Annotated in this window: 7 protein-coding genes, 1 tRNA gene, 1 pseudogene and 1 CRISPR repeat array; of the genes and pseudogenes, 8 read left to right on the top strand and 1 reads right to left on the bottom strand. The window is 60.9% G+C overall.

The window, feature by feature from the left end:
• The first annotated feature begins 57 nt into the window (after positions 1-57).
• From ACVW0R_RS10425 to ACVW0R_RS10395, 7 genes are all read left to right on the top strand, one after another.
• A complete protein-coding gene (locus ACVW0R_RS10425; protein WP_414348010.1) occupies positions 58-891 on the top strand; it encodes a PD-(D/E)XK nuclease family protein in 834 nt (277 codons plus the stop codon).
• A 76-nt stretch (positions 892-967) separates the two neighbouring features.
• Positions 968-2,089 carry an ABC transporter ATP-binding protein gene (locus ACVW0R_RS10420; protein WP_457502024.1) on the top strand — a complete coding sequence of 374 codons (1,122 nt, stop codon included), beginning with the start codon at positions 968-970 and terminating at the stop codon, positions 2,087-2,089.
• Positions 2,083-3,012, top strand: coding sequence for an ABC transporter permease (locus ACVW0R_RS10415; protein ID WP_414395939.1), 930 nt, complete (start codon positions 2,083-2,085; stop codon positions 3,010-3,012). The genes ACVW0R_RS10420 and ACVW0R_RS10415 overlap by 7 nt, the downstream gene beginning before the upstream one ends.
• Positions 3,013-3,106: 94 nt before the next feature.
• Positions 3,107-4,654, top strand: a complete 1,548-nt coding sequence (gene crtH, locus ACVW0R_RS10410; RefSeq protein ID WP_457502030.1) for a carotenoid isomerase — start codon at positions 3,107-3,109, stop codon at positions 4,652-4,654.
• A 158-nt stretch (positions 4,655-4,812) separates the two neighbouring features.
• Positions 4,813-5,634 (top strand): cobalamin-binding protein, encoded by an 822-nt coding sequence (locus tag ACVW0R_RS10405; RefSeq protein ID WP_099813086.1) that lies wholly within the window; start codon positions 4,813-4,815, stop codon positions 5,632-5,634.
• Positions 5,635-5,768: 134 nt separating this feature from the next.
• A CRISPR array of direct repeats spans positions 5,769-6,565; the repeat unit is 36 nt; unit sequence GTTTCCAATTTCTAGGGATCCCCCCGAAGGGGGAAC.
• 309 nt (positions 6,566-6,874) lie between these two features.
• Positions 6,875-8,839 (top strand): O-linked N-acetylglucosamine transferase, SPINDLY family protein, encoded by a 1,965-nt coding sequence (locus ACVW0R_RS10400; RefSeq protein WP_457502023.1) that lies wholly within the window; start codon positions 6,875-6,877, stop codon positions 8,837-8,839.
• A gap of 43 nt (positions 8,840-8,882) precedes the next feature.
• A tRNA-Leu gene (locus ACVW0R_RS10395) sits at positions 8,883-8,966 on the top strand.
• Between the two features lie 21 nt (positions 8,967-8,987).
• On the opposite strand, the gene ACVW0R_RS10390 is transcribed toward ACVW0R_RS10395, so the two are convergent.
• Positions 8,988-11,093, bottom strand: a complete 2,106-nt coding sequence (locus tag ACVW0R_RS10390; RefSeq protein WP_457502022.1) for a glycosyltransferase 61 family protein — start codon at positions 11,091-11,093, stop codon at positions 8,988-8,990.
• A 240-nt stretch (positions 11,094-11,333) separates the two neighbouring features.
• Between ACVW0R_RS10390 and ACVW0R_RS10385 the strand changes: the two are divergent.
• Positions 11,334-12,121 (top strand): annotated as a pseudogene (locus tag ACVW0R_RS10385) (phycobilisome rod-core linker polypeptide); the annotation flags it as partial.

Below are 12,121 nucleotides of genomic sequence, written 5' to 3'. Positions count from 1 at the left end.
CTGGCAGCCGACCCCCTAGCAGTCCAATAGAATGGCCATAATGCTTCTCCTTGAGCCATGTTCGCTGCTCCTTCCCCGCTGAGGTGGAGTCTTGACGAGGTCAACCTCTCGGCCTCGGCCCTGTCGCTATTCGACTACTGCCCCCGCTTGTTCTGCTACGTGTACCTGGAGCGACTGATTTGGCCTGCCGCCGATGCCTTTGAGCACGAAGTGGAGCAGCAGCGGGGACGGCAGTTTCACCGCCTGGTGGAGTGGTCTAGCCGCGGGCAGCAGGTGGAGCCGCGCCTGTCGGCCCTAGACGAAACGGTACGCCAGTGGTGGCAGGTGTTCTTGGCCAGTCCCCATGCCCAACCGCAGGGGCGGGTGTTGACGGAATTGCCCCTCTGGCAGCGGATTGAGGGGTTTAACCTCACTGCCCGCTTAGATCGGCTGGTGATTGCCCCGGGATCCCTGCACATTGTCGATTGGAAGACGGAGCGGCAGCGCCCGCCCGACGAACAGTTGGCCCAGGACTGGCAGGTGCGCCTCTACCCGCTGCTCGTGTGTGGGTTGGCCCACCAACTGCCCCTGGAAGGCCCTTTTGAGCCGGAGCAGGTGCAACTGACCCTTTGGTATGTGCAACACCCCCAGCGGCCTTTTCAGTGGCGCTACAGCGCTGCTGCCTACCAGCGGGATCTGGCCCACCTCAAAGCTACCCTGAACCGCCTGCGGCAACTGGAGGCCCAGGACTTCCCTCCCCTACCCTATGGCGAGCGCTGTGCTGCTTGCCTGTTTTGCGCCCGCTGCCACGGGCTAATGGGGCAAGGGATCCCCGACCAAAATCTCACGGATTGGGTCTGGGCAGCCCAGGAGCCCTCAGGGGAAGAAACACCAGAGGCAGAATGGCGGTAGGGTGCCGGCCTCCCCATCCCCCTGGCGCCGCCAACTTGCATACTGGGTTAAGAATCGAGCAGGGCTGTTAACCGCAATGGCCGGTGTCGTTGCTGACTTCTCCCAGGCTTGTCCATGGAGTGTCGAGCTTAGAGGAATCCGCAAGCGCTTTGGCGATGTTGTGGCCCTCGATGGCATCGACTTGCAGATTCGGCGGGGGGAGTTTTTTGGCCTTTTGGGCCCTTCCGGCTGCGGCAAGACCACCCTGCTGCGCATCATCGCCGGCCTGGAGATGGCTGACGCTGGCGAGGTGGTGATCCGGGGGCGCCCGGTGGGCCATCTGCCTGCCCACAAGCGCAACGTCAACACCGTGTTCCAGAGCTATGCCCTCTTTCCCTTTATGACCGTGGAAGAGAACGTCGCCTTTGGCCTGCGCATGCGGGGAGTGCGAGGGGAAGCGCTGCGCAAGCGGGTGGCCGCCGCTTTGGAGTTGGTAGAGATTGGGGATCTGGCTAAGCGCAAGCCCCAGGAGCTCTCCGGCGGGCAGCAGCAGCGGGTGGCCCTAGCCCGCGCCCTGGTCAACGAGCCAGAGGTGCTGCTATTAGACGAGCCGCTCTCGGCTTTGGATGCCAAATTGCGCAAGCAGCTGCAGGTGCAGTTGTGCGAGTTGCAGCGCCGCCTGGGCATGACGTTCATTTTCGTGACCCACGACCAAGAGGAGGCCTTGGTAACCAGCGACCGGGTGGCGGTGATGCGGGCTGGGCGCATTGAGCAAGTGGGCCCCATTGACGAGGTGTATGAGCGCCCGGCAACGGCCTTTGTGGCGGACTTTTTGGGGGCCAGCAACCTCATCGAAGGGATCGCCTGCGGCACCGACTGCGTCGAGACGCCCCTGGGCAAGCTCAAGGTGCTCGGGATCCAACCCACCCTGGAGCCAGTGCAGCTGGCCATTCGGCCGGAAAAGATTCGGCTTTCTCGGAGCGGCTGGGATCTGCTGCCCAACCAAGTGCCCGTGCGGGTGGAAAACCTCATCTACACGGGGGCGGAAAACCAGTACCTCCTGCGCACAGCTAGCGGCCAGCAGCTCAAGGCCCTCACCCTCAACGCCGACATCGAAGACCAGGATTTTGCCATTGGGGAGGCCCTGGTGGCCCATCTTCCTCCTAAAAACTTGGTGCGCCTGCGGCCGGATCCCCGGCGGGAGGACTCCCCATGCTGAAGCGCTTGGAGAAGCCTGCCCAAGTGCGCGCCGGGGAATTGCTCACGCCCTGGCAGGAGCTGCTGCACAGCCTGATCTTTGCCGGGCCGGGGGTGCTGTGGGTGGTCACGTTTTTGGTGCTGCCGGGGCTGCTGCTCTTGGCCTGTAGCTTTCTCAGCCGCGGCGAGTTTGGCCAGGTGGGCCTGCCCTTGACGCTGGCCAACTACCTGCGCGCTCTTGGCTACGGTCCCCTAGGGTGGACGCCCATCTACTGGCAGATCCTGGGCCGCAGCCTGCTGGTGGCGGCAGTTACCACCTTCTTCTGTGTGCTCCTGGCCTATCCCCTGGCCTTTTTTATCGCCGCCCACCCGCCCCGACAGCGGGATCTGTTGCTGACGCTGGTGGTGGTGCCCTTCTGGACCAACTTGGTGATCCGCACCTACGCCTGGATGGTGGTGTTGGCCCCGGAGGGGTGGCCGGCGCGGCTAGCGGCCTGGCTGGGCTGGATTCCGCCCCAGACGGCTCTCTACCCCAGTTGGCTGGCGGTGTATCTGGGCATGATCTACACGTTCTTGCCCTACATGGTCTTGCCCCTCTACACAGCCGTGGAGCGCATCGACTGGCGCCTGGCCGAGGCGGCACGGGATCTCTACGCCAACGGCTGGCAGGTTTTCCTGTGGGTGCTTTTTCCCCAAACGCTGCCGGGGCTGGCAGCGGGGCTGATTTTGGTTGGGATCCCGGCCCTGGGCATGTTCGTGGTGCCCGACTTGCTGGGGGGCAGCAAGACGCTCCTGATTGGCAATGTCATTCAGATGCAGTTTGGCGCGAGCCTGGACTACCCCTTTGGAGCGGCCCTTAGCTTTCTGGTTACTGGCCTGAGCCTGGGGCTAGTCTACGCCTACAGCCGCTACGTCGGCAGCCGCGGCCTGGAAGATCTAATCTAAGTCGCTGCCCTGAGATGGGATGGCGGATGCTGCCTAAAGCTTTGGTAGGTTGAGGATACTGGCATTGCGCTAGAGGGATCCCTTGACCCAGACGCTGTTTTCTCGACCTCAAGCTACGGCACCTCCCGCTTCCCCCCCTTCTGTTTGGGATGTCATTGTCATCGGCGCTGGGATTGGCGGCCTGGTGGCAGCCACCCAGTTGGCGGCCAAGGGCTACCGGGTGTTGGTTTTGGAAAAATACCTCATCCCTGGTGGCAGCGCTGGCTACTTCGAGCGCCCAGATCCCAACGGCAACGGGATCTATCGCTTTGATGTCGGGGCTTCCATGATCTTTGGCCTGGGCACTCAGGGCACCACCAACCTGCTCACCCGTGCCCTGGCTGCTGTGGGCCAAACTCTGGAATCCATCCCCGACCCCGTGCAGATTGCCTACCACCTGCCCCAGGGGCTCAGCCCGCGCGTACACCGGAACTACGAGGAGTTTTTGCAGGAGCTAGCTAGCTATTTCCCTCAGGAAGCGGGCGGCATCCGCCGTTTTTACGACAGCTTCTGGCCTATCTTCAACAGCCTTAACGCCATGGAGCTCCTCTCTTTGGAGGAGTGGGGCTATCTCTGGCGCTCTTTTGTCAGCAACCCCCGCGCCTGCCTGACTTTGGCCCGCTACTTGCCGGTGAATGTGGGCCAGGTGGCGCGGCGCCACCTACGCGATCCGGCGCTGCTGCGCTTTGTGGACATGGAGTGCTACTGCTGGTCGGTGGTGCCGGCAGAGTGCACGCCCATGATCAACGCCGGCATGGTGTTTTGCGACCGCCACTACGGCGGCGTCAACTACCCCAAGGGAGGGGTGGGGCAGATTGCCCAGAAGCTGGCCCAGGGGCTAGAGGCCTGCGGCGGGCAAATCCGCTACGGGGCGCCGGTGCGGCGGATTCTGGAAGAGCGCGGACGAGCAGTGGGGGTCGAGCTCTCCACAGGGGAAAAGCTCTGGGCCCGCAAGGTCATCTCCAATGCCACCCGCTGGGATACTTTTGAGCGCCTCTGGCCGGGATCCCTGCCGGCGGCGGAGCGGCGCTGGCAAAGCCGCTACCAACAGTCCCCCAGTTTCTTAAGCCTGCACTTGGGGGTGCGGGCCGAGCCTCTGGCCGGCGAGCGCTACTGCCACCACATTCTTCTAGAAGATTGGCAAGACCTGGAGGCGGAGCAGGGCACGATCTTCGTCTCCATCCCCACGCTTTTGGATCCGGAGCTGGCGCCGCCGGGCCGCCACATCGTCCACGCCTTTACCCCCAGTTGGATGCAGACTTGGCAGGGCTTGAGCCCAGAGCAGTACCGGCAGCAAAAACAAGCGGCAGCCGAGCGTCTCATCCGCCGCCTGGAGGCCCTCTGGCCTGGTCTGGGATCCCACATTGAACTTCAGGAAGTGGGCACGCCCCGCACCCACCGCCGCTTCTTAGGCCGCGTTAATGGTACCTACGGCCCCATCCCTCGCGGCACTCCCTGGGGACTCTTGGGCATGCCCTTCAACCGCACGGCCATCCCCAACCTCTACTGCGTGGGGGATAGCACATTCCCCGGCCAGGGACTCAACGCTGTCGCTTTCTCTGGGTTTGCCTGCGCCCACCGGGTAGCGGCGGACCTTTCCTAAAGCTGTCTCCAATTTCTAGGAACCCCCCGCAGTCGTCTTGCATTGAACCCCTTCCGACTGCGAGAGCTCTTGCATGAGCGTCGGGGTGAGGCGTTGAAGCGGGCAGCCTAGGCGCCCATTTAGCAAACCAGTTCGTAGACTCGCTCGAAGAAATCCCGATGATTGGCAGACATGTTCCGCGACCGCGATTGCCAGAGCGCATCGTGTGCTTGACGGAGGAGACGGCAGAGACGCTCTACGCCCTGGGTGCTGGGGATCTCGTCGTCGGCATTTCTGGATTTACGGTGCGTCCGCCGGAGGCGCGGAAGAAGCCGAAGGTGTCCACCCTCTTGGATGCCAACATCGAACGGATTTTGGCGCTGCAGCCCGATGTTGTGCTTGCATGGTCAGATCTGCAGGCAAACATTTGCGCTGAGCTCATTCGCCAGGGGGTGGAGGTTGTCTGCTTCAACCAGCGCACGGTTGAGGGGATCCTCTCCATGATCCTGCGCCTTGGGGCACTGGTAGGGCGAGCTGCTCAGGCACGGGCATATGTGCGCTCCTTGCGGGAGGGATTGCACCGAGCTATGCAGCGTGGACAGCAACGGCGCCGCCGTCCACGGGTCTACTTCGAGGAGTGGGATAACCCCTTGATTACAGGCATCGGCTGGATCAGCGAACTCATTCGTTTGTGTGGAGCTGAAGACATCTTTTCCGAATTCAGTGCCTATCCCGATGCACGGCGCCGGATTATAGCTGAACCGGCAGAGGTCGTGCGGCGCGCTCCAGACATCATCCTGGTGTCCTGGTGTGGCAAGAGGTTCAAGCCTGAGCGGCTTCACAGCCGCCCTGGGTGGGAGACTATCCCGGCGGTCTGGAGCGGACACGTCTACGAGCTGCCGTCAGAGGTGATTCTGCAGCCCGGTCCGGCTGCCTTGACCGATGGGGTGCAGTTGCTGCTGCAGATCTTTGACCGCTGGGAGGCCCAATCCTCCGCCTAAGCTTTGATGCTGCTTTCGATAGGGTTGTGGGCCTGGACGGCGTCATACTTGAGCCCGAAGTCTTCTAGCGCGTACAGCACTGCCCGATTGTGGCTGCTGCACAGGCGCGTGAAGTTTGGGAGCACCTGGCTGTTGTTTCCAATTTCTAGGGATCCCCACGAAGGGGGAACAAGCTGAACGATGGCGTAGTGATGTCGGCTCCCAGCCCGTTTCCAATTTCTAGGGATCCCCCCGAAGGGGGAACTCGAAAATCTACTCCATCACTGGGAGGTACATTATGAGTTTCCAATTTCTAGGGATCCCCCCGAAGGGGGAACCTGACTGGGAGACAATGGGGGGCGATTTCGATGGAGACCGTTTCCAATTTCTAGGGATCCCCCCGAAGGGGGAACAGACCGTAGCTACCGGGTATTGGTGTCCGAGAATCTCGGGTTTCCAATTTCTAGGGATCCCCCCGAAGGGGGAACTTGTCCTGGAAACGTCTCGGGAATGTCCCGCGGAAGTCCCGTTTCCAATTTCTAGGGATCCCCCCGAAGGGGGAACTCCTGGGTGTTGTTTCTATCCCGTGAAGGGAGGTTTGTATGAAGTTTCCAATTTCTAGGGATCCCCCCGAAGGGGGAACCGCGTATTGCCGTCGGAGTTAGATTACTTCGGAGCGGTAGAGTTTCCAATTTCTAGGGATCCCCCCGAAGGGGGAACTCCTAAGGGATCCCTAAAACGTAAGGGATCCCTAAATATTGTTTCCAATTTCTAGGAATCCCCCCGAAGGGGGAACCCGAGTCGTCGGAGTCACCGATGGGTACGATGTGTACCTGAAGTTTCCAATTTCTAGGGATCCCCCCGAAGGGGGAACTTACATGCTGCTCGAATACTACAGTTGTTGTGGTTGGTTCATGTTTCCAATTTCTAGGGATCCCCCCGAAGGGGGAACTCTACCCCTATTAAACCCAAGCGGGGCAAGGAATGCAAGACCTATTTGCGAGGGGGTCGGTCGAAGAGGGCAAAAAAGGCCTTGCAGAGGGGGGGTGAGAGGCCTGAAAGCCTTGTGGCGCAAGGCATCGAGCGGGTCAACGAAAAAATCGGCTTTTGCGGGTTTTGGCGAGGCGCTCGCAGAAGCGTTGATACCGTTTTTATGTGCTTTTGGCAACATGAGACCTAGGGAGAGGAAGGCGGCGAGGGGGGTTCTAATCGGAGCTGGAGGGCCTATAGTGAGGAAAACTCTCCAGCTTCCCTTGTTTCAATGTCGGATCTCGCCCCCAAGGATAAGCTGCTGGCCGGGATCCAGGCCCAGCAGGCTGGCGACTTGCGAACAGCGGAAGCCATTTACTCGCAAATTCTGGCGGAGTTTCCCGATCAACCCGATGCCCTGCACCTGCTGGGGACGGTGGCCCAGGCCAAGGGGGAGGGGGAATGGGCGGCTGCCTTGATTGCCGAGGCCATTGAGCTCAATCCCCGCGTAGCCCTCTATCACCACAACCTGGGCGTTGTCTATGAGTCTTTGGGGCAACTGGAAAAGGCTCTATCTTGCTATCGGCAGAGCCTGAGCCTCAATCCCAAGGCTTACCTTTCTGCCTTTCAAGCGGGCAAGATTCTTGTTAACCTAGGCCGCCACGAAGAGGCAATCTCCTTGCTGGGATCGTTGTTAGAAAATCCAGATCCACTAGCAGGGATCCCTTGGGCTGAGGTGCATTTTTATCTGGGGATAGCCCATCGCGAGCAAGGGGAACACAGCGCGGCTCTGGATCACCTGGAAAAGGCATGGACTTTGGATCCTAACTTGGTGCAAGCCCGCTGGCTTTACCACCTCTATCTGCCGGCTATCTATCAGGATGAACAGGAGCTGCACCGCTTTCGCTTGCGCTTTGTAGAACACCTGGATCGCCTCATTCAGGAGACGCCTCTAGACACCCCAGAGCAGCGGCGGCTTGCCTTTTTAGGGTCAAGTTGGGGAACGCCTCACCTTCTGCAGTACCAGGGCTACAACGACCTGGAGCTGCAGAAAAAATACGCTCAGTTTGTACAGCGCATTGTCCAATCCTGCTACCCCAATTGGCAGTGTCTTCCTCGGCAGCCAGGGGATCCCCTGCGCGTTGGGTTTGTCTCGGCCTCCATGCGGGCTTGCTCCTACAGCCGCCTTTCTTTGGGATGGGTGAAATACTTAAAAGCCAGCGCCGAGTGGCCTTTTCAGGTGTTTGCCTATCACTTGGATCCCAGAGTTGATTTCATGACCGAGCAGTACCGCCAGTATGCCGATGTCTTCCGGCACATTCCCACTGGCTTTGAAGATGCTGCCCGCCAAATTTTGCAGGATCAGCTTGATGTTTTGGTGTATTTGGAAATTGGACTATCGCCTCTTATTCTGCAACTAGCTTCCCTGCGTCTAGCCCCAGTGCAATGCTCCACTTGGGCTCATCCCATTACTTCTGGACTTTCGACCATTGACTACTTCCTATCTAGCGACCTGATGGAGCCAGAAGATGGACAAGCCCACTACAGCGAAACCTTAGTCCGACTGCCCCGACTGGGTACCTGTTTTGAAAAGCCGGTTTTGCCTCCCCAGAGACGTTACCGCCAGGACTTTGGTCTACACCAGGATGCCGTCGTTTATCTCACCTGCCAGTATTTGGGCAAGTACCTGCCGCAATACGACTACCTTTTTCCAGCTATTGCTCGGCAAGTGCCCAGTGCCCAATTTGTTTTCTTAGCTTTGCCCAATGCCGCCATTGGGAGACAGTTTTGGCAGCGTCTTTCCCAGGCTTTTTCTGCTTGGGGGCTGGCCATAGAAAACCACTGCCGCCTCCTGCCCCAATTGGATCACCAGGACTACTTGGATCTCAATCGCTGCGCCGACGTCATGCTGGATTCCTACGGCTGGTCGGGCGGGATCACCACTCTGGAAGCCGTTGCTGCCGGCTTGCCGGTGGTCACCTGCCCTGGCCGGTTCCTGCGGGGCCGACATACCTACGCCATCCTCAAAAGGATGGGCCTTGATCTTTTGATTGCCCAAGACCTCCAGCGCTACGAAGATCTAGCCGTGCAACTGGGAAGGGATCCCCAATTTCGGCAGCAAATTTCTCAGCAGATCCAACAGCGGCGCGACCTGCTTTTTGAGGATCGAGACTGCGTAGCCGCCCTGGCCCATTTCTTGCGCCAGGCTGTCTGGCAGAAGCTGGCATGCCATACTCTCCCTATAGAAGCCTCCTAGCCCCCTGCAGCAAAGAGTCTGGTAGAGTAGTACGGCTACTTTAGGGATCGTGGCGGAATGGTAGACGCTACGGACTTAAAATCCGTTGTTCTTCAAGAACGTGAGGGTTCGAGTCCCTCCGATCCCACTCCCAAGGCTGGGAAAGCAGTCAACGCAGCCCTGTTTGCTCGAGCAACTTCAGCAAGTCCGGGATCCGCACCCAGGCATCCTCCCGATCCAACTCTGGGCTGGCCAACAGGGCCACCAGGGCCGGGTCACAGGTTGGAGCCAGCAGGGGAAAGTAGTTCAGCCCCACCACCTGGGCCAGGCTCCAGAAGTAGGGGAGCACGGCATTGGTGGGGAAAATCTCGATAACAACAGTGCCAGGTTGACAAAAGGCAAGATTGGTCAAGCCCGCCCCGTGGATCCCAATGACTGCCTCTGCTCTCTGCATCAGGGCTATCTGTTCGCCCGGAGAAAGGGCTTCCAGTTGCACAGACACAAATCCCCAGGGGCGCAAAGCCTCGAGAACCTCTGCCTCGTTAATGACCCGCCTCCAGCGGGCAGCCCGACGACTAATGTAGATCCGCCGCGGTAGCCCCGCCGCCTGCCCCAGAGGAGCCAGTTGCTGCAGCACCTGCCAGCCCCTGGGGGTTAGACACCCCACCGGCCCCGCCAGCGAGGGCACAATCAGGTTCTGCGCTTGCACATGGGATCCCCCCGCCTGCTCAAAGCTGAGGAGGCGCTCGCTTGGGATCCCCAAGGCAGCTAAGCTTTGCACCTGGAAAGGCTTGCCCTGGTAGCCGTGAACCAAGAGGGGGATGTCCTTTTCGAGGACGCCGGAGCGGCGTAGGAGATCGAGGGCGGGCAGGATGTCCACCATCCAATGGAAGTAGTTGACCGCCCCCAGGGGCAAGAGGGCGACAGGGCCATCCAGCGGAATTGGCGGCGGCAGGTGGGGCAAGTCCAAAACGGGGTGGTGTTCTAGGTGAGCCGGCTTCCAGTCCCAGTCGAGAAACTCCGGCGGCGGCAAGCTGGGGGAGACATCGGCCAGCAACTCACCCCTACGGGTAAGCACGGCGCTGGCAAAGCTGGCGTAGAGGTGGCGGGGATAGTGGCCCACGTGCACGGATCCCTGCGGAATCTGGGCCACAAAGGTCTCGGCCAAGGGGATCCGCTGCGAGCGCAGCTTTTGCCCAATGGCAGGGTCAGCCGTAGGAGGAGCTTGGAGACAGAGAACCCCTTCTGGATCCACCACCTGGTAGCTGCCCTCGCCGGTGGCCTGGTGCCACTGCCGGGTGGTAAGGTAACCCTGGCTGGGCACTGGCAGGGGGTTGCCAGCACTGGGCGGTGGGCTCTGGCAGGCTGGGGAAGGAAGGGTTGCCTGCGCAGGGAGCCAGCGCTGCTGCCAGGCGCGGTACCGCTCCTGCCAAAGGCTGCCAGGGGATCCCTGCAGGGCCTGCTCCAGCTCCAGCCGCAGCCGACTGTCTCTGCCGCTGCCCTCACACCAGGCCTGTAGCCACTCCCGCTCCGCCGCCAGCGCCTGCCGGAACTTCTCCCAAGCCCCCTGCGGGTCATTCCGCCGCACCTGAGCCTCCGCCCAGTAGCTGTAGAGCTCTGCTGTCTGGGTGCCCCGCGCCGCTGCCTCCTGAAAGCAGGCCACCGCCTGCTCCAGCTCCCCCAGATCCAGCCAAGCCAGGCCCATCTGCACCCAGGGATCCCCCCACTCTGGCCTTAGCCGCGCTGCCTCCTGGAGAGGGGAGAGGGCCTCCCGCAACCGGCCCAGCTTGAGCAGGGCCAGGCCCCAGCGCCAAAAGCTCTCCGTGGCCGTTGGATCCCAGCGGCAGGCCTCTTCAAACCACTCTGCTGCTTCTAGCCACAGTCGGCTGCGCTCCTGGACTAGGCCAAGGCGATGGGCCGCCAACGCCGCCTCTGGGGCAGCGCCACTTTCTAGCAACTGCCGATACAAAGCCGCCGCCTGCGGCCACTGCCCCCTTTCCCACAGCCCCTCTGCCAGCTCCAGCAGTCCCTCTGCCCAGCAGCGGGTAACCTCAGCTTCGGCCCCTAGGAGGGCCAGACCCTCCTGCCAAGTGAGCTGCGCCTCTAGCTCCCGCCCCAGGAGTAGGTAGGCAGATCCCAGCCACCAATACAGCAGGGGCTCTTGGGATCCCTGCTCAAGCTGCCGCTGCAAACTTTGAGCAACAGAGCCGTAGCATCCCTGTTCCCAGTCTGCCCGCAGAGAGTCGGGAAGGTGCAAAGAAGGGTCAGAGGCCATGGTTTTTGACGAGAAGGCAACTGAGAATGAGTGTTACAAACTGCAACAACCTCCCCCCTCTGGTCGCATCCCCCTAGTATTCTAGGCTTGGCTTCCCCCTCAGGGACGCGGCGTCCATTCCTCCCCAACTCTGAGAGGGATGGGGGCCGGTTTAGCTAAGTCCATGGGTCAGCCCCTTTCCCGGGGCATCCTCCCTGAGCCTTGTCGGCAGTTTTTCGATAAACGGAGTTTAAGAGAGCGATGGGTATCAACGCATCTGGCGGCGCAGTCGTCTCCAGCCCCCGTCTTTACCAAACCGTGCCCCTCTCCACCATCTCCCAGGCAGAACAGCAGGATCGCTACCTCTCGCGCACCGAGCTGGATCGCCTTGACGACTTTTTCTCCAGCGGTCTGAAGCGGCTGCAGATTGCCGAGGTCATCGCCGCCAACTCCGAAATCATTGTCAGCCGGGCTGCCAACCGCATCTTCACCGGCGGCTCCCCCATGGCCTACCTGGAGCGGCCAGAAGTCACTCAAGACGAGAAAGAAGCCTTTAAGCTGGGCACCGCCTTCTATGTGGAGTCCACGGGTGGCTTCCTCGAGGCCATCCGCAATCTCTTCAGCGCCAGCGGCGTGGAGATCCCGCCCAACTTCCGCCCCATCAACATCTCCCGCTACGGGGCTGCCAACATGCGCAAGTCCCTGCGGGATCTAAGCTGGTTCCTGCGCTATGTCACCTACGCCCTGGTGGCCGGGGATCCCAACATCCTTGTGGTTAACACCCGGGGCCTGCGGGAGATCATCGAAAACGCCTGCTCTGCCGAGGCCACCATTGTCGCCATCCAAGAGATGAAGCGGGCCTCGGCCAGCTACTTCCGCAAAGATGGCGAGGCGGTGGCCATCATCAACCAGTATTTCGACGTGCTCTTGAGCGAGTTCATTGCCCCTGCTCCCTCCGACAAGCTGCGGCAGCGCAACGCCAGCACCGCCGATGGCCTGCCCTTGCAAGGGCTACAGCTACCCCAGGTTTACAACTTGGCCGCAGAAAA

The organism is Thermostichus sp. MS-CIW-15 (genome assembly GCF_054060575.1).
Note: the sequence above shows the minus strand (reverse complement) of the source record. Positions and strands in the feature narration are given on the sequence as shown.

Coding starts and splice junctions, on each gene's coding strand:
- ACVW0R_RS10425 (WP_414348010.1), top strand. CDS start 58: ATGTTCGCTGCTCCTTCCCCGCTGAGGTGGAGTCTTGACGAGGTCAAC.
- ACVW0R_RS10420 (WP_457502024.1), top strand. CDS start 968: ATGGCCGGTGTCGTTGCTGACTTCTCCCAGGCTTGTCCATGGAGTGTC.
- ACVW0R_RS10400 (WP_457502023.1), top strand. CDS start 6,875: ATGTCGGATCTCGCCCCCAAGGATAAGCTGCTGGCCGGGATCCAGGCC.
- ACVW0R_RS10405 (WP_099813086.1), top strand. CDS start 4,813: ATGATTGGCAGACATGTTCCGCGACCGCGATTGCCAGAGCGCATCGTG.
- ACVW0R_RS10390 (WP_457502022.1), bottom strand. CDS start 11,093: ATGGCCTCTGACCCTTCTTTGCACCTTCCCGACTCTCTGCGGGCAGAC.
- ACVW0R_RS10415 (WP_414395939.1), top strand. CDS start 2,083: ATGCTGAAGCGCTTGGAGAAGCCTGCCCAAGTGCGCGCCGGGGAATTG.